The organism is Anabaena sp. FACHB-1391 (assembly GCF_014696755.1).
GTDB classification, from domain to species: domain Bacteria; phylum Cyanobacteriota; class Cyanobacteriia; order Cyanobacteriales; family Nostocaceae; genus Dolichospermum; species Dolichospermum planctonicum.
The window spans coordinates 1-17,639 of sequence record NZ_JACJQS010000058.1; the positions used below are offsets into that span (position 1 = coordinate 1).

At 38.0% G+C, this 17,639-nt stretch carries 14 protein-coding genes and 1 pseudogene; 7 read left to right on the plus strand and 8 right to left on the minus strand.

What is annotated here, in order from left to right; genetic code table 11:
• Positions 1 to 220: 220 nt before the first annotated feature.
• Positions 221 to 481 (plus strand): annotated as a pseudogene (locus tag H6F62_RS19360) (transposase); the annotation flags it as partial.
• A 103-nt stretch (positions 482 to 584) separates the two neighbouring features.
• Here H6F62_RS19360 and H6F62_RS19365 read toward each other — a convergent pair.
• Entirely contained in the window at positions 585 to 2,108 is a 1,524-nt protein-coding gene (locus tag H6F62_RS19365; RefSeq protein ID WP_190372748.1) for a thymidylate synthase, read from the minus strand.
• Positions 2,109 to 2,228: 120 nt separating this feature from the next.
• Between H6F62_RS19365 and purM the strand changes: the two genes are divergently transcribed.
• The 3 genes from purM (at position 2,229) to H6F62_RS19380 (ending at position 5,591) form a co-directional block, all read left to right on the plus strand.
• Positions 2,229 to 3,254, plus strand: coding sequence for a phosphoribosylformylglycinamidine cyclo-ligase (purM, locus tag H6F62_RS19370; RefSeq protein ID WP_137909482.1), 1,026 nt, complete (start codon positions 2,229 to 2,231; stop codon positions 3,252 to 3,254).
• A gap of 400 nt (positions 3,255 to 3,654) precedes the next feature.
• Positions 3,655 to 4,341: a PHP domain-containing protein gene (locus tag H6F62_RS19375; protein ID WP_190372749.1), complete on the plus strand. Its 687-nt coding sequence runs from the start codon at positions 3,655 to 3,657 to the stop codon at positions 4,339 to 4,341.
• Between the two features lie 377 nt (positions 4,342 to 4,718).
• Positions 4,719 to 5,591 (plus strand): DUF5895 domain-containing protein, encoded by an 873-nt coding sequence (locus H6F62_RS19380; RefSeq protein WP_137909480.1) that lies wholly within the window; start codon positions 4,719 to 4,721, stop codon positions 5,589 to 5,591.
• A 66-nt stretch (positions 5,592 to 5,657) separates the two neighbouring features.
• On the opposite strand, the gene H6F62_RS19385 is transcribed toward H6F62_RS19380, so the two are convergent.
• From H6F62_RS19385 to miaB, 4 genes are all read right to left on the minus strand, one after another.
• Positions 5,658 to 6,887, minus strand: coding sequence for a murein transglycosylase A (locus tag H6F62_RS19385; protein WP_190372755.1), 1,230 nt, complete (start codon positions 6,885 to 6,887; stop codon positions 5,658 to 5,660).
• Between the two features lie 410 nt (positions 6,888 to 7,297).
• Positions 7,298 to 7,501, minus strand: a complete 204-nt coding sequence (locus tag H6F62_RS19390) for a hypothetical protein (protein ID WP_190372750.1) — start codon at positions 7,499 to 7,501, stop codon at positions 7,298 to 7,300.
• Positions 7,502 to 7,654: 153 nt separating this feature from the next.
• Positions 7,655 to 8,845 carry a tetratricopeptide repeat protein gene (locus H6F62_RS19395; RefSeq protein ID WP_199306466.1) on the minus strand — a complete coding sequence of 397 codons (1,191 nt, stop codon included), beginning with the start codon at positions 8,843 to 8,845 and terminating at the stop codon, positions 7,655 to 7,657.
• A gap of 519 nt (positions 8,846 to 9,364) precedes the next feature.
• Positions 9,365 to 10,726: a tRNA (N6-isopentenyl adenosine(37)-C2)-methylthiotransferase MiaB gene (miaB, locus tag H6F62_RS19400; protein WP_190372751.1), complete on the minus strand. Its 1,362-nt coding sequence runs from the start codon at positions 10,724 to 10,726 to the stop codon at positions 9,365 to 9,367.
• A gap of 184 nt (positions 10,727 to 10,910) precedes the next feature.
• On the opposite strand from miaB, the gene H6F62_RS19405 reads away from it, so the two are divergent.
• Both H6F62_RS19405 and ilvA read left to right on the plus strand, forming a co-directional pair.
• Entirely contained in the window at positions 10,911 to 11,177 is a 267-nt protein-coding gene (locus H6F62_RS19405; protein ID WP_137909476.1) for a hypothetical protein, read from the plus strand.
• 373 nt (positions 11,178 to 11,550) lie between these two features.
• A complete protein-coding gene (gene ilvA, locus H6F62_RS19410; protein ID WP_137909475.1) occupies positions 11,551 to 13,062 on the plus strand; it encodes a threonine ammonia-lyase, biosynthetic in 1,512 nt (503 codons plus the stop codon).
• Positions 13,063 to 13,173: 111 nt separating this feature from the next.
• Here the strand turns inward: ilvA and H6F62_RS19415 are convergent, their stop codons facing one another.
• Together H6F62_RS19415 and H6F62_RS19420 are read right to left on the minus strand one after the other, a co-directional pair.
• Positions 13,174 to 13,620 carry a pyridoxamine 5'-phosphate oxidase family protein gene (locus tag H6F62_RS19415; RefSeq protein ID WP_137909474.1) on the minus strand — a complete coding sequence of 149 codons (447 nt, stop codon included), beginning with the start codon at positions 13,618 to 13,620 and terminating at the stop codon, positions 13,174 to 13,176.
• 165 nt (positions 13,621 to 13,785) lie between these two features.
• Positions 13,786 to 14,688, minus strand: coding sequence for an alpha/beta fold hydrolase (locus H6F62_RS19420; RefSeq protein ID WP_190372752.1), 903 nt, complete (start codon positions 14,686 to 14,688; stop codon positions 13,786 to 13,788).
• Between the two features lie 153 nt (positions 14,689 to 14,841).
• Between H6F62_RS19420 and H6F62_RS19425 the strand changes: the two genes are divergently transcribed.
• Positions 14,842 to 15,738 carry a shikimate dehydrogenase gene (locus H6F62_RS19425; protein ID WP_190372753.1) on the plus strand — a complete coding sequence of 299 codons (897 nt, stop codon included), beginning with the start codon at positions 14,842 to 14,844 and terminating at the stop codon, positions 15,736 to 15,738.
• On the opposite strand, the gene H6F62_RS19430 is transcribed toward H6F62_RS19425, so the two are convergent.
• Positions 15,714 to 17,339, minus strand: coding sequence for a hypothetical protein (locus H6F62_RS19430; RefSeq protein WP_190372754.1), 1,626 nt, complete (start codon positions 17,337 to 17,339; stop codon positions 15,714 to 15,716). The two genes, H6F62_RS19425 and H6F62_RS19430, sit on opposite strands and share 25 nt — an antisense overlap.
• Between the last annotated feature and the right edge of the window lie 300 nt (positions 17,340 to 17,639).

The window sequence follows — 17,639 nt, forward strand, 5'->3', positions numbered from 1 at the left end:
GCAAATTAGCCAAATCAATTAGTGATGCTGGATGGTCAGTGGATTTTGGATTTACGATTTTGGATTTTGGATTGACTCCACCCTCAAGTGTGGAGCTTGGGGATTTTAGATTAGCAATTTTGGATTAGTTCCGCCCTGAAATTGTAGGGGTCAACGGCCGTTGCCCCCTACTTGTACCGAAAATTCCCAATCTAAAATCTAAAATCTAAAATCTAAAATTTCTTGGTCATTGTTTACTCAATGGTTAGAATATTTTGGTAAAGTCTATGGGCGTGTGGTTGTACCTGTTGCACCACAATATACTTCTCAAAATTGTTCTAATTGCGGAGAAATAGTTAGAAAATCCCTATCAGTTAGAAGTCATGTTTGTAAATGTGGGTGCATACTTGACCGTGACCACAATGCTGCAATTAACATTCTCACTAAAGCACTAAGACAAAGTGGCTATGATTTAAGTACCGTCGGGCGCACCGGAAACTAATAACGCTTGTGGAGAGATTACCCTCTGCTGAGACTTGGTAACAAGTTTGAGTAAGGTTGCTCATTGAAACAAGAATCACCGTCCCTCTATAGGGCGGGGAGCGTCAAGATTTTAAAATTGTATTCTTTTTCAAAGGTTTATCCTGCTCATAAATAAACTGTTCTTTCATTAAAAAAGCCATTTCCGCTTTTTGTAATTCTACTCCTAAATACATGGCATGGGAAACTTGTAAACCAGGAGAATCTGTGAATATTTGCTGGGAAAGTTTATGTGCAGATTTACCGGAATAACAATTAACTACTTCTCCAGAACCAGGAGTTGTATGTTCGACAATAATTTGATTATTCTGAATGGTAATAATGAAACTACCCGCAGGATCAAAATAGTCTTTTCTTTGAGCAATTTTACTATATTGAGATGAAATTATATTGGCGACATTTTCAAAACAATCATCATAAATATGGGCGCTTTGACTAATGGTAATTAATGCCCCCATTTTTAATATATGATCGGTTTTATTAATTAAAGCATTATAAATATACTTTTGTAAAGCCCTTAATCCCATGGCATTTGCTGGCCAAGCTGAAAACATATCATTACTTCTGAAGGTGGCAGTTAAAGATAGTTCATTATCAACTATCCTTACCCAAATATGATTTAAACAAGGTGGATTATCATTATGATCTTGACTAGCATCCCATAAGGACATTACAGCCCTTGCGGAATTAATATCATGAGCTAATTTTTCAATTACCTGTTCAATTTGATCTCTTCCAAACCAAGAACGTAATCGTTGTCCATAGGTGTATTTTACCCCTTCTTGATTAGTTGTATTATCTAAAATTTGCGAAATATATTCTTCTAAAAAACTTCTATCTATTGGTAAATAATTGGGTTCTGGAAAGTAAAAATTATCGGGTTCATCGGTAATAATTGCCATTAAATCTATTAATTCCTGCCATGTTCCATCATAACCTGTTGGTCTTATTGTTCCGGTTGTTTTAATTCTATGAATGATTTTTACCCAAGTTTCAGCGATGGTTTTACCTTCTATTCTGTGTCCATAGCGTGTTCCTGGAAAGACATTTGATTCAACTATGTTCATGGGAAATTGTAATGGTGTTCCCCAAGGTGCAACTATTTCTTTATTTCCATAATATTTGATTTTTTCAACAGCATCATAAATTGATATCGCTTCTTGAATTTCTACAGAATGACGTAATTTTTCTAAGGCATTTATATCAATATCAATATCAATATAACCCGGAATCAAAGAACGAATTACCCAAGATTTTCGCCCAATATCACTAATACTTTCTTCTACACCATGACGGAAAAAATCACCTAAGCATTGACAAGCACCCGCGTTTTTATCTTCCTTGGTAGCATTGAGAATAACTAAGTATCGGACATGAGGATTTAGCAATAGGTTACGAATTAATAAATTTATACCTCTAGTTGGTGAATATAGTTGTCCTATTACAGCATATTCATTCTTTTGCAAGTGTTTATATATTGCTTCTTTTACAGTCCATCCCGTAATTACCGCAGTTTGCCCACTTCCATAAATTAATTGATTGGGTTTGTGCTGGGCTGTATAATAAAATTGAGTTATTTCCTTGCTCACTTAATTTACCAGATTTTTATTACTAATGATTGATTATTTAGGATACAATAATTGATCTAGATTAATAAATTGTGTGATAATCATAACCTAAATAATCAATTGATAACGGTATAGTTAAGCATGGATTATCGGGATGCAGGCGTTGATGTTGAAGCAGGTAGAGCTTTTGTAGACCAAATTCGCAATTTGGTTCATAGCACCTTTAGAAAAGAGGTTTTAGGCGGTTTAGGCGGCTTTAGTGGCTGCTTTCAACTCCCCACGGGTTACAAAGAACCAGTTTTGGTTTCTGGTACAGATGGTGTGGGTACAAAATTGAAAATAGCCCAAATTCTCAACCGTCATGATACTGTGGGTATAGATTTGGTGGCGATGTGCGTTAATGATGTTTTAACATCAGGTGCAGAACCTTTATTCTTTCTTGATTATGTAGCTACGGGTAAATTAGACAAAGAACAATTAACTCAGGTAGTTGCAGGAATAGCTACAGGTTGTAAATTAGCCGGTTCAGCTTTATTAGGGGGAGAAACGGCGGAAATGCCCGGTTTTTACCAAATTGGTGAATATGACTTGGCGGGTTTTTGTGTGGGAATTGTCGAAAAAAGCCGAATGTTAGACGGTTCTCAGGTGCAAATAGGAGATGTAGCTATAGGTTTGGCTAGTGCAGGTGTCCATAGCAATGGGTTGAGTTTAGTCCGAAAAATTGTCGGTGATAGCGGTTTCTCATGGACCGATACACCAGACTTATTTAATGGAAAATCTATTGGTGAGACTTTCCTCACGCCTACACGCATTTATGTTAAATCTGTTTTAGCCGCATTACAATCTGGTTTAGAAGTTCATGGTATGGCGCACGTTACTGGTGGTGGTTTACCAGAAAATTTACCTAGATGTTTAAATCCGGGTCAAGCGATTAAAATCATACCCGAAAGTTGGACTATTCCCCCGGTCTTTCGTTGGTTAGCTGCGGCTGGTTCTGTTAGTGCTGAGGCTATGTATAATACATTTAACATGGGTATTGGTTTTGTATTATTAGTTCCACCCCAACAAGCAGAACAGCTAATTACTCATTTTGAATCTCAGGATATTCCCGCTTATGTAATTGGTGAGGTTATAACTGGAACAGGTGAATTAGTCGCCTTATTGTAAGGTAAAAAGTCTAAATTACCTATATTTGAATATACACATAAAACCCATCTTCATGGGTTTGAAAACCTGAATTTTTGCTAAGTTCCCATAGATTGACTTTGTTCGTGTAGTAGAAATTTATAATTTTTTTATACTTTGAAAACAACTGTGGTCAATTCCTCTGTTATCTGTAGCAGGATAATAAGTTGTCATATACAAACTTTAGATTCCCTTATGGAAGTAATCAAAAATACTCATCGTTTTCAGCGTTAATATTTGCTAAGATACTATTGACATATTGCAAAAATCCATTGGTGTAGTTAAAGAAGTATCTGTAATTACCAATTAGCGGTATTCGTTATATCTCACTTATTAAGTAAGACCTGTTTTGAGAAAAATGTAATTTTTGTGTAGAGGGGTTATGGTTATAAATTTTGCCCGGACTACTGTTTCCAAGGAACTACTAAAGCAAGTATTCCAACATATTGATGCTCAAAGTTGTCCCCAATTATTTAATTTTCATATGCACACAGTTCACTCCGATGGTAGGCTAGAACCTAGTGAATTGATGAGTCAAGCGATCGCAATTGGCTTAAAAGGTCTAGCAATCACCGATCATCATAGTATTGATGGCTATCAAGCAGCCAATTCCTGGTTAGAAGCGTGGAAATGCAGTAATCCAGATACACATACTCCATACCTGTGGAGTGGTGCGGAAATTAACGCCAATTTGCTAGATACTGATGTCCATATTTTGGCTTATGCTTTTGAGTCAGAACACCCCAGCATGAAACCTTATTTACAAAAAATACCTGCGGTGGGTAAACCTTATCAAGCAAATAACGTGATTAGAGCCATTCAAGAAGCGGGGGGATTAGCCGTACTTGCTCACCCAGCCCGGTATAAGCGATCGCATTTTGATCTAATTCCTGCGGCCGTAGATAACGGAATTGATGGTGTGGAGACTTTCTACGCTTACACTAATCCCAAACCATGGAAACCTAGTATTGTGGAAACCGAGGAAGTACAACAATTAGCGGAGAAATTCAATTTATTTAACACCTGTGGTACTGATACACACGGTATAAATCTACTACAAAGGTTGTAAATCTATACTTATCTCCTTTTAAACTCCCGGTTTGTATAACCAGGGGGTTAAGAGCTTTTTTATTTCATCACAAAACATCCTTCCTCTCCTACTCTTTGGTGACACCTTCCCTGAACCTGTCTTTGTGGTTAATTAATTGTTATAATCTAACTTAGATGGGACTTACCCAAGTGTCACAAAAAATTATAATATGATTTGTTTGTACTCAGGGCTTTAGCCCTAATAAGTGTTCCCGTAGCGTCTTGAAGATAGGACTCAGGTTCTGACTACGATCTTATGTATTGAGTTTAAATAACAAAAATATAGTCAGATATATGGTACAAAATATGGTACAAAAGATAAAGTTATAAAATTAAACACTTTGATATTCTAAAATCATGAAAGCATCTGCCAAATTTGACTTTGAAGACGAAAAATTTAACGCCCCACCGTCCCAAGTAATCCCTTGGTGTCAAATGCTCAGTCCTCGCTATGGTGAAGACGGTTTACAAAGTTATGGCTTAGCGATTAAACGCGAAAATGCCCAAGCTGTTGGCTTTAAACCCGATGATAATTGGCAAGAGATTCAGCACACCTTTAGTTCTGGAGAAGTAGATACAGTATTTCTGACGACTACGCCCAGACTAGTTATAGTCCGTCGTGGTCCGTTATCTGTGAAAGACCGAGAAACGGGAATTAAATTAGGAACTTTTAAAGATAATTACGATGCTTTTTTAGCGGATAAACTGAAATTTAAAACCTTTACCCGGCATATAATTTTTTTAGTCGGTGAAGATAAAAAGTTTTTGCACCAATTACCATTACAATTAACTCTGAGTGGTTCAGCTTGTGCTAGTTTTGGGAAAAATTACGCGGAATATCAACAGGGGAGAATTACAGGCGGTTTTGCAGGAGAATTAGAAAAAGCTTATGCTGGGTTTCAAAAAAAACCAGTCACTCCCAAAGGTCCATTATTTCATGCCCATGGCATTTATTGCCCGATAATTGAAGCAGAAGAAAGAGGAATTGAACCGAATACAGCCTTAGTGGCTTCAACTGTAGATTATAAACATCCTACAGTCGCAAACTTTACAGATTATATGATTGCTTCAGATTCCCCAGAATCGGAAATGATTCATAAAGCTTTTGAAGAATACAAAGAATTTGGCAAGGAAGTAGTTAAACCAGAAAGTTCTAAAGCGGAAATGGCTGGTATTAGCAATTCCTATGTTTATGCAGATGATGATGAACTTGATTATCCACCTTATTAAGAAAGATTGACATACCCTCCCCAAGAGGCAGAAAATAAAGTTTTTCTCTTGCCTCTTGGCTATTGCTTACTCTTTTAGTAATAAATAAAATAGTAAACCATTACCGCCAGAAATACCAGCGCGATCGCCGGCTAATTGACCAGAACCCATAAAATAATCAACTCTTCCTGGTCCTTTAATTGCACTACCGGTATCCTGATCTAAAACAAAACGGTTCACTAGACGAGATTCCAACTTGCCACTACTATTAGGGTAGGGAAAGGAATTGACAATTAGTGCCAATGCTCCCGGTGGCATAATAGCTTTGTCTGTAGCAATAGAACGTTCAGCGGTTACAGGTATGAGAAGACTACCCGTAGCAGGTCTACCGTTAGTTTCCGCAAAGAAAACAAACCTTTCCCAACGTGGTAAATAATTGCTTAACTGTCTAGGATTTTGCCGGAAATAACTAATTAATTTCGGCATAGTTAAGCCGCTCAGGGGTAGTTTACCATCTTTTGCCAATTCTTTACCGATACTCGTCCAGGGATAATCCGTTCCTCCAGCATAACCAACAGATGTTCTTTGGCCATTAGTTAATCTAATTTGGGCAGAACCTTGAATATGAATCATGTATGGTTCTAAACGATTACTAAACCAGACAATTTCTAAACCCTTTAACCTGCTTCTATTACCTAGTAAACCATTTTTCCCTTCCAAATCAATCCGTTTCGGGTGGGGTTTGGGCCATTTCTGAAAGTCCTTGGGTAGACGATAGAGAGGATACTTATATACAGAAGTCCTGACTCGACTAGCAGTATACACAGGTTCATAATAAGCTGTAAATTTCACAGTCCCCCGATTATCATTGCCTATAGACTGGTAAAAGACAAAGTCCCGACGCACAGCGGCCTGTAATTCTGCTGCTGACTGAGAATTAATTACCACTTCCCGAAATCTTACCAAACTCCGACGTACCCGATCTAAAGTAATTTCTGTAATTGGGTAAGTTTGATAAGCTGCGATCGCTCTATTGCTTTCCAGATAACGTAAACTGTTATCTATTGCAGTTAGTAGTGCTTGTTTATCTCCCTGTTGACCCCAAAGTTGTTCGTCCCAACCCAAGCAATTTTGAGGGGTACAAACAGTATCTATGTCCACCTTTTGCAGCGGTGGTAAACCTGCGGGTGGTGTTTCGGGGGTAGCTGGAGGGGCTTCTATGGGCTGTGGAATCGGAACTTGGGCTAAAACTGACGAAAATGGATTTATAAAAGCAATTCCCAGAGTGAAAGCAAATAAAGTCAGGTTTTTTTTCATCATCTTTCCATACTCGAATTAAAAACAGGTTCTACCCTAATCCCCGCAATTTTAGACAGATAACTAATAATCTACATAAGATACAATAATCCACCCCCAACCGGCAAGGGAGGAGGAGAAGATGATGTATTATTACTTACAAATAAATTAAGAAAAATTACCCCGAAAATACCCTAATTCTGGATCTGCTGATGCAGATAACTATTATTTCACTATTATTTCACTATTATTTCACTATTATTTCGCTTTTTCTATTTAATTTTAATACAAAGAAACTTATAAACAAACAACAACACCCACATCTACTCGCTTGTTGATTCCCCTTTCTTGTTAACTCTAGCCAGGGATGTACTACCTTTCACCAACTCGATAAACAAGCGATGGAAACCAGTAACAGCGCCCCCTGATTTTCATTCATCTGAGGGAATATCAGCTTTCGCGTTGGGTGTCGTTGTCTGTTGACTAGACAGATGTGAATTAAACAGCGATTTTACCTCTTGCTTAACTTGTGTTACTTCTCTTTTCTTCTCTCTAGCTGTTTTATCTGCCAGGGAAGCCTGATCGGCTTCAATTATTAGAATAACAATTTTAAATTGAATTGGAAATTTTTGCAATTAAACTTTACAATTCCCAAAACATAAGTTAGCTTTAAAACTGGGGTGAGGTAATTTGATCAACTATAAGAACACAGAGCCAAAGCCCTGACTACAAATAAAGGATGATCATTGTTTGTGACAGTTGCATAAGTCCTGGTTGCAAAACTCTACTTAAAATCCTCTTAATGTACGAATATTATTGAGAGTGGTAGCTTCTCCATAGGGATCGCCTACAGCCCTAATTATGGGTAAAGCTTGGTTGTAATAGTCCAGTGCCTTTTGCTTTTCTCCTAAACCATGGTAGACAGCACCGATATTATTGAGAGTGGCAGCTTCCCCACTGCGATCGCCTACAGCCCGACGTATGGGTAAAGCTTGGTTGTAATAGTCCAGTGCTTTTTGTTTTTCTCCTAAATCAGAGTAGACAACACCGATATTACTGAGAGTAGTAGCTTCCATAGACCGATCGCCCACAGCCCTAAGTATGGGTAAAGCTTGGTTGTAATAGTCCAGTGCTTTTTGCTTTGCTCCTAAAGCAGAGTAGACAAGACCAATATTATTGAGAGTGGTAGCTTCCCCACCGCGATCTCCTACAGCCCTAAATATGGGTAAAGCTTGGTTGTAGAAGTCCAGTGCCTTTTGCTTTGCTCCTAAATCAGAGTAGACAAGACCAATATTATTGAGAGTGCTTGCTTCCATAGGACGATTGCCCACAGCCCTAAGTATGGGTAAGGCTTGGTTGTAGAAGTCCAGTGCCTTTTGCTTTGCTCCTAAATCATCGTAGACAGCACCGATATTATTGAGAGTGGTGGCTTCTCCACTGCGATCGCCCACAGCCCGATGTATGGGTAAAGCTTGGTTGTAATAGTCCAGTGCTTTTTGTTTTTCTCCTAAAGCATCGTAGACAGCACCGATATTACTGAGAGTGATAGCTTCCCCACCGCGATCTCCCACAGCCCTAAGTATGGGTAAAGCTTGGTTATAAAAGTCCAGTGCCTTTTGCTTTGCTCCTAAATCATCGTAGACACGACCGATATTATTGAGAGTGGTAGCTTCTCCACTGCGATCTCCCACCACCTGATACAATAATCTAGCCTCTTGCCATTTTTGAATTGCTTGTCGCAAGGACTCTGCTGAACCTTCTTGATAAAGTGTCATTCCCTCTTCAAAAAGCCGTTCTGCATTTTCCTTTGTTTTCACTGATGATTGGGCAATTTTTACTACAGTGTCTTTTGCTAAAACACGGTTGCAGTCAGTAACCACACTCACACCACAAAACAGCACAACACTAATGGACAGAGTCATATAACCGTGATTTACCAGTGACAGAATCCGGTTCTTTTTTGGGATTATATTTGTCATACAAATTACACTTGAGTAGAATTGCGACCTTGAATCAGACTATAAAGCTGTTTAAATTATATTCTTAATAAATAGTATTGTGTATAAACTATTGTAAAAATTTTGGTGCTGAGTGGCTACGTTAAATGACTAAATTAAATCTTCAAATAATTGCTAGATAAGGATTTGAGTTAATTTGATCATCAAAAACAACTAGGCTAAAACCTGATTGTAGTAAGAACTTTAGTTCTTGCTTGGAGAAGTTACGGAAATAAGATCAGGGCTAAATCCCTGACTACAAATAAAGGATGATCATTTTTTGTGACAGTTGCATAGGTCCTATGATCATCAAAAGACCGGGTTTGCTGAGAGGATGTTTTAAAAGTAGTGTCTCCTGATTTTTACCTCCCTTAACAGGAAAATCTAGTTTCCTCTGAACAAGGGGAGGGTTAGGGAGGGGTAAAAATATTTGATACATAAATCATAATTTTTCTACCACCCTCTTACACCATACTCTTATATTCCTATTAAGTATTTCTATTAAACTGTTGCGGCTTGACGAACCTCTATCGCTTCTCCTGTCAAACTAAAAGGACGAACTTCGGTAATTTTGACTTTGACTATTTTCCCTTTTAGACAATTAATATCACCTGTAAAGAATGTGAGACGATTTCCCCCGGTTCTTCCCATGACCTGGGTTTTGTCTTTACTGTTTTCAGCTTCTACTAATACTTCTTCAATGCGTCCAAAGTAACGTTGCGATCGCTCGGCTGCTTTAATATTAACTAAATGATTTAATCTTTGCAATCTGTCGCTTTTTACCTCTTCACTGATTTGATCATCCCACAAAGCAGCAGGTGTACCGGGACGGGGTGAATAAGCAGCGGTATTCAATAAATCAAAACCGATATCTTCTACTAATTTCAAAGTATTTTCAAATTGTGCTTCTGTTTCACCCGGAAAACCCACAATCGCATCAGCACTTATTGACGCATCCGGCATATACTCTCTAATAGTATCAATAATTCGGCGATATTTTTCATGAGTATAACCCCGTGACATTGCTTTTAAAAGCTCATTATCTCCAGATTGAAAGGGAATATGGAAATGTTCACACACTTTTGGTAATTCAGCACAAGCTTTAATTAATCTTTCTGTAAAATAACGAGGATGACTAGTAGCGAATCTTATTCTTTCTATTCCTGGCACATCATGTACATAATAAAGTAAATCTGTCAATGTATGCAGATGACGACCTTCGGGAGTAGAACCAGGTAAATCTCGACCATAAGCGTCAATATTTTGACCCAGCAGCGTAATTTCTTTGTAACCTTGTTTTCCTAACTGTTCGATTTCATACTTAATTGCCTCCGGTGTACGGGACTGTTCCACACCGCGCACGTTGGGAACTACGCAATAAGTACAACGTTCGTTACAGCCATAAATAATATTTACCCAAGCTGTTACCTGACTATCCCGACGGGGTTGGGTGATATCTTCAAAAATGTGAACTTCTTCCGTAGCGACAATTTGATTACCCTCAAAAACAGACTCTAGCAAATCTTTGAGACGGTTAGCGTGTTGTGGTCCCATAACTAAATCTAATTCGGGTACTCGTCGCAATAAAGCTTCTCCTTCCTGTTGAGCGACACAACCAGCAACAATCAAAGTTAAATCAGGTTGTTCATGCTTGCGTTTGGCCTGTCTACCCAAATAAGAATATACCTTTTGTTCCGCATTATCCCGAATGGTGCAAGTGTTGTAAAGGATTACATCTGCTTGATTTGGGTCTTCTGACCACTCAAAGTTCATGTCTTCTAAAATACCAGCCATGCGCTCGGAGTCGGCCTTATTCATTTGGCAACCGAAGGTAATAATGTGGTAATGTCGTTTAGTGGTCATTGGGAATTACGCTTAATTAGTAATGTATATCAAGTCTATTTACTATTCTATATTGGAGTAGAAGGGCATGAAAAGTTAAGATATCAAAATTTTCGCTTTTCCTTGACTAATATAGGGAGCAAAAGATTGATATGATGATATTGTCTGAAGAACAGGAATGATCAATAAGTCAAAACTTTACTTTATGCTCAAAACTCACAACTACGTACTTAAAAATCAAAACTCCGTCCTCAAAACTCAAAATCCTGTAGTCAGAACTTCCAAACCTGTACTCAGAACTCAAAACTCCCTGCTGAGAACTCGTAACCTGATTCTCAGAAGCCAAAATTTCATCCTCAGAACTCAAAACTCCATCACATTAAATGCACCATCTGGACAACAAGGGGTAAAATTAACAACTAACCCTAAATCTACTTTACTTAATATACCTAATATGATGAGATGTCATTAAATGGTAATATAGTATAGGAATTTTTACTTAAAGATATGGGAAAAGCGATCGCAGAGATTGGATTTACTATTGATTGTAATTGTCAATATTAATCTGTGATTGCCCCAGGGTATTCTTAAACACAATCACTATGGATATATTTTACAGCGGATTACCATAAGAGTTAGGAACACTTTTAGCGGGCAAGATGCACGCACTACGGGATTTTTATGATTATAGCGGGCAAGATGCCCGCACCACGGGATATGATCATAATAATAATTATTAGCACATTGACGCTAATTACAGAGGCGAAATCTTTTTGTAAAAACCTGCTACCAAAAGACCCAACAAGCGGTACAATTAACAACCAACCCGAAATGCACTCCTTGATATGTATTGCGACTATTTAGTACAAATCCTTACCGCCCGTGTCTATGATGTAGCTCAGGAAACACCCCTCGAATATGCCCCCAATCTCTCCCAGCGTATTAATAACAAACTCCTACTGAAACGGGAAGATATGCAGTCAGTCTTCTCCTTCAAATTACGGGGCGCTTATAATAAAATGGTCAATCTCACACCAGATTTACTGAAGCAGGGTGTCATAGCGGCTTCTGCGGGAAATCACGCCCAAGGTGTAGCTTTAGCTGCTAGTCGCTTGGGAACAAAGGCAATTATTGTCATGCCAGTGATTACACCCCAAGTAAAAATTAATGCAGTCAAAGCCAGGGGAGGGGAAGTAATACTATATGGTAATAATTATGATGATGCTTACGCTTACGCTCGCCAATTAGAAGCGGAAAAGGGATTAACTTTTATACATCCCTTTGATGATCCTGATGTGATTGCTGGCCAGGGAACAATTGGTATGGAAATACTCCGACAATATCAACAACCTATTCACGCCATTTTTGTGGCCATTGGTGGTGGTGGTTTGATTTCCGGTATTGCTGCTTATGTTAAACGCTTGCGTCCCGATATTAAAATTATTGGTGTTGAACCTGTGGACGCTAACGCTATGTATCAATCACTGCAAGCTGGTGAAAGAGTGCGGTTGTCTCAGGTGGGTTTATTTGCTGACGGGGTAGCGGTGCGGGAAGTGGGAGAAGAAACCTTCCGTTTATGTCAACAATATGTAGATGAAATTATTTTAGTGGATACAGATGCCACCTGTGCGGCCATTAAAGATGTTTTTGAGGATACTCGTTCTATTTTAGAACCTGCGGGGGCATTGGCGATCGCAGCGGCAAAAGTCTATGCAGAAAGAGAAAAAATTGCCAATCAAACCCTGGTCGCTGTTGCTTGTGGCGCTAACATGAATTTTGATCGGTTGCGTTTTGTGGCTGAACGGGCAGAATTTGGAGAACGTCGAGAAGCCATTTTTGCAGTTAAAATTCCCGAAGAAAGAGGCAGTTTAAGAAAGTTTTGTGAATGTATTGGTAAACGGAATTTAACTGAATTTAATTATCGTATTGCTAACGAAAAAGAAGCGCATATTTTTGTGGGTGTGCAAATAGAAAATCGTGCAGACGCAGCAAAAATGGTTGAAAACTTTGAATCTCACGATTTAAAAACCATAGATCTAACAGATGATGAATTAACAAAACTGCATTTACGTCACATGGTAGGAGGACATTCTCCCCTAGCAGAAAATGAACTACTTTATCGCTTTGAATTTCCTGAACGTCCCGGTGCTTTAATGCAATTTGTCAGTTCTATGTCTCCTGATTGGAATATTAGCTTATTTCATTATCGCAATAATGGCGCAGATTATGGACGCATTTTAGTAGGAATGCAAGTTCCTCCCCATGAAATGACAGAATGGCAATCATTTTTAGATACTCTTGGTTATAGCTATTTGCATGAAAGTGATAATCCTGCATATAAGTTATTTTTAGGATGATTTAGCCTATATCTAAACCTATCTCCCCAACTACTTGAGGAAGTTGGGGATCTGGGTATTTTGGCTTGGCTATTAGAGATGAGAATTTAACGGTGTCATAGTTCTAAAAAACTATAAAAAACTAATTGTTTGCGGACTAAAACTAGAGGAACTTTCCCAATAATCTACTTTATTAACTTTTACTTTTAGTAAAGCAATATCAGGTTCATCTATCCCTTGGGGAAACCAAATTTCTAATTTTGGCTGCCATTTTTCTTGAAGTTTATCGCGGTCTCTTATTAATTGTGCTGAACCTAGTATAGAAACATATCGCTGTTGATTAGGTGCAGAAAAACTGACGTTTACTTGTTGATGATGTTCAATTTCTACGACTTTATGGGAATTAGCTAAAGTGAAAAACCAAAGTGTACCATTATGATCAATTTCATTCCATATTGACATGGGGCGACTATGTAAACTACCATCATCATCAATTGTGGTTAACATTCCACATTCAATACCTGCCAGTAGTTTACGCAATTCCTGAATTTGTGGTTTTGTCTCTACAGATTGTGTCATTATATCTAGAATTTTAATTTTATGAAGATGGGTGATATTCTTATTGTTAAGGTTTTTCGATTTATATACCTGAGTCTCAAGAGGTAATTATTAAAATTAAAATTTGCTATTACCAAGTTATCACTAAGGAAATATATCTTAAAGAAGATGCCACCCATCTTAATTTTAATGCAAACTAATTACCCAATTACGTAAGTGTCTATTCACTTGTTCAGGGATTTCATCATGGGGACAATGACCAGCTATGAGAAAATATTCTGTTAATTGGGGATAATATTCATGGAATTTCTGAGAACGTTCTCTGGCTTTCATCCAAGGATCTGCTTCTCCCCATAATAGCAATAAAGGACAATTTAATTGTTTGAGTAGAACATCAACTTTCTCCCCTTGAGGAGTGCTAAAAACAGAAATGAATACATCTAAGGCTCCCGGATCATAAGCAGGACGTTGAATTTCTGCGACTAATTGATCTGTAACTGCATTTTTGTCAAGATAAACCTTTTCTAAGGTGCGCCGAATTACCCATTTTTGCCGCGTATATTCAAATAACAAAGACTGTGCTAACCGTTGTTTAAAACACCATTTGATGGCGTTTCCTAAAAGTTTTTTGAGGGGATTTGCAGCAGGTTGAATTTGATTTTCTGCTGGAGAAAAAGGACCTGCACTGTTAAGTAATACTACACCAGCAGCACTATCACAACGTTGAGAGGCAACGCATAAACAAGCATATCCTCCCAAGGAGTTACCTGCTAAAATTGTTTTTTGACCAATGACTTGATTGATAAAATCATGGAGTTGGTCCCGCCACAAATCGGCGCTATACTGCAATTTAGGTTTTGCTGAACGTCCGAATCCTAATAGGTCAATGGCAAATACTTGGAAGTCTGCACTCAATTCTGTGATATTCTTACGCCAATGGTCTGTGGACGCACCAAAACCATGTACTAATAGTAAGGGTGGACGTTGCACTTGCGGTTCTCCTGCTTGTACATAATACACTTTGTGTCCACGCCATTGCCAGTATTGACCAGGAATTGGATTTGTCAAAGGAGCGATACTTGTTTGCATATTGCCAAAAAATATTAAGTTACTGTGAACAATTGTAAATTATGTAAATTAAATTATGTAAATTAAATTAATTATCACCCACACAGGTGGGTTTTGCCTGTGTAGATGCGGTTTCTAACCGCTTTTTAAATGTACAACCAACAACTAATACAAATGATTACCGGAAAAACTAAAATTTTGGGAGTAATTGGACACCCTATAGAACATTCTCTGTCACCATTAATGCACAATGCCGCTTTGACTAAACTGGGATTAGATTATGTATATTTACCTTTTGCCATTGCCCCAGAAAATTTAGCAACAGCGATCGCAGGTTTTGCTAGTATTGGTGTTGTAGGCTTTAGTATCACAATTCCTCATAAGCAAGCAATATTACCTTTATTATCCGAAATTTCCCCTATTGCCCAGGCTATTGGTGCTGTAAATACCGTCGTGAATCAAGGTAATAAATGGTTGGGTACAAATACAGATGTAGAAGGATTTATCGCTCCTTTACAAACAACATATCAGCAAGATTGGAGTCAGAAAAAAGCGGTAATTTTAGGGAATGGTGGCGCTGCAAGGGCTGTTGTTGCTGGTTGCATTCAACTTGGTTTGGCAGAAATTCACGTTGTGGGGCGGAATTTACAGAAATTACAAGCATTTCGACAAAGTTGGCAAAATTCACCCTTTGCAGATAAATTCCAAGTCCATGAATGGACAGAATTACCAAATCTACTTCACCAAGCTAACCTGTTAGTAAATACAACCCCCATAGGAATGTATCCCCATGTTGAACAATCACCACTGAGTAGTCAAGAAATGGGTTATTTACCTGGTGATGCCATCGCCTATGATTTAATATATATCCCTAAACCAACAAAATTTTTGCACCTGGCCCAAAAACAAGGGATAGTAACTATTGATGGTTTAGAAATGCTCGTACAACAAGGTGCAGCGGCTTTAAAAATCTGGTTACAACAAGAAACAGTTCCCGTGACTCAAATGCGTCAAGCATTACAAAATCACTTGGGTTTGAAACTGAATTATTCAGTAAATACAGGAAGTTGATATTTTTGACTAATGACTTTGAGAGCATTTTGCAAATTTTGGTAGTGAAGCCGCATTGTCAGATTATTAGTTTGTAATAAAGTTTTGTATTCCACAGTTAAGCGAACATTAATTTGATTGTTCTCGATGTTAAAAGTACAAATCTTAATTTTACTGGTACAAGCTTTATTCAGATCGGTTTTGACTTGATTAATGCTGGCGAGAAGTTGTTGAGAGGACATTGTTGATAATTGTTCTTTTTTGGTGTGATCATCTGCTACAGTTATTTTTGATTCATAGGCTGCTAAAAGTTTACTGGCATTTTGAAAACCAAAACTATCTTCAGGAATAGTTTTTAAGGTATTAATTGCTGTCTGTAAATTAAATTTTACCTGTTGCCAATCAGTAGTAGATTTAGCAGTAGCTTGACTTTTGATAGCTGCGTCCCCCAAAGTTTTAGCACTAGCAATTTTTTTCAGCCATGTTTCTTCTCTAATTAACTGCTGGGTAATAGTCTTTAAACTATTTTCATACCCTGGTAAATTCCCTTGTACTAATTGATAAAATTCACTTTCATGTTTAACGGTATTTAGTCGGGTGATTGCCTGTCTCAACAAATTTTGTCTACTACGTAATTCAGCCCAACTTTTAGCGGGATTTAGACTTCTTTTTTGTACAGATGTTGCTGTCCGTAAAGCCAGTAGCACCTGGTTAATTTTTAAGGACTCTTGAGAAAGAGTATCAACTAATTCCTGACATTCTCGATAACGGGGAGACCATTGAGGTATTTTTTGTAAATCTGCCACTACCGCATCTAGTTTTTGTTGTATTGCTAATAACTCTAAATCTGTTTTGGTACTTTTGATCTGTTGCCGATATTCACTTTTAAATTGTTTGGCTGTTTGCAATTCTTTACACCCCAAAATTGCACAACCATTATGGAGAGCAAAAGTACCACCAAGGTAAAGGAGGACGATAAATACAATAGTACCAATTATAGACGCAGGAGGAAATGATCGCCATAAATGTCTTTTTTTCGGTTGATCTGGGATATGAACAAAAGGATAAGATTCTTCGGCAATTTCTTGGGATTCATTTTCATCCAGAGATAGATTGTGTAAAATTAATTCTGGTGAGGAATAGTTTAAAAAAGGCGCTTCGGGACTGAAGATAAATGAATCAGGAATGAGTTCTGTTTCTGCTTCTGTTTCTGCTTCTGTTTCTGCTTCTGTTTCTGTGAGTGGTGATGATTTAATTACAAAGGAAGTTTCTTTTTCCTTCTGGTTCGTGCTTTCCGTTTCCCCTTCTGTCTCCACTGTCGGCATGGGAGAATCTAGGAAATATTTAGCATAGGGAAGCTTGTCCCCAAAAACTCTCAAGAAAAATTGGATATGTTGAGTTTTGTAGTTGAATTGGGATTGTAATGTTTGTGCCAACAGATCAAAAACTTGCTGAGTGTCAACTGTCACCCCTGGAGGGTGTTGGGTGAGAATCATCAATAAATTATTTTTGATGGCGCATTTTACCTGGAAATCCTGACTATCGGTCACTTTTGCTTTTAATCTGGTCTGCAAGATATGGCTTAAAAGTCGTAGTTCTTCTTGTTCAACTGTGATGTTCATGAAGCGTTACCGTCACTTTTTATGTATAGTTTTGATGATCAAATAGACTGGGAATTGGCACAGGGATGAGGAAAATTCGTAGTCAGATGCAGACCCCAATTTCAAAGCCAAGACAATCATTTTTTCAGCAATGTTGAATTATTCACGAAAAACACAGCAAAGAGTCTCCCATGAAGTCTTATACTTTTTTTATCAGAAAACGTCGTAATACCCCATCCCTCTACAGGGTGGGGATGTAATGCGGGCAAAAATTAAACACCCTTCAAGGGATATTAAGCGCAGCTTAATCATGAGAGAGGG

Excerpts from the sequence above, each read along its gene's own strand:
- purM (WP_137909482.1), top strand. The coding sequence starts at position 2,229 with ATGGATTATCGGGATGCAGGCGTTGATGTTGAAGCAGGTAGAGCTTTT.
- H6F62_RS19375 (WP_190372749.1), top strand. The coding sequence starts at position 3,655 with ATGGTTATAAATTTTGCCCGGACTACTGTTTCCAAGGAACTACTAAAG.
- H6F62_RS19380 (WP_137909480.1), top strand. The coding sequence starts at position 4,719 with ATGAAAGCATCTGCCAAATTTGACTTTGAAGACGAAAAATTTAACGCC.
- H6F62_RS19385 (WP_190372755.1), bottom strand. The coding sequence starts at position 6,887 with ATGAAAAAAAACCTGACTTTATTTGCTTTCACTCTGGGAATTGCTTTT.
- H6F62_RS19395 (WP_199306466.1), bottom strand. The coding sequence starts at position 8,845 with ATGACAAATATAATCCCAAAAAAGAACCGGATTCTGTCACTGGTAAAT.
- miaB (WP_190372751.1), bottom strand. The coding sequence starts at position 10,726 with ATGACCACTAAACGACATTACCACATTATTACCTTCGGTTGCCAAATG.
- H6F62_RS19405 (WP_137909476.1), top strand. The coding sequence starts at position 10,911 with ATGCTCAAAACTCACAACTACGTACTTAAAAATCAAAACTCCGTCCTC.
- ilvA (WP_137909475.1), top strand. The coding sequence starts at position 11,551 with ATGTATTGCGACTATTTAGTACAAATCCTTACCGCCCGTGTCTATGAT.
- H6F62_RS19415 (WP_137909474.1), bottom strand. The coding sequence starts at position 13,620 with ATGACACAATCTGTAGAGACAAAACCACAAATTCAGGAATTGCGTAAA.
- H6F62_RS19420 (WP_190372752.1), bottom strand. The coding sequence starts at position 14,688 with ATGCAAACAAGTATCGCTCCTTTGACAAATCCAATTCCTGGTCAATAC.
- H6F62_RS19425 (WP_190372753.1), top strand. The coding sequence starts at position 14,842 with ATGATTACCGGAAAAACTAAAATTTTGGGAGTAATTGGACACCCTATA.
- H6F62_RS19430 (WP_190372754.1), bottom strand. The coding sequence starts at position 17,339 with ATGAACATCACAGTTGAACAAGAAGAACTACGACTTTTAAGCCATATC.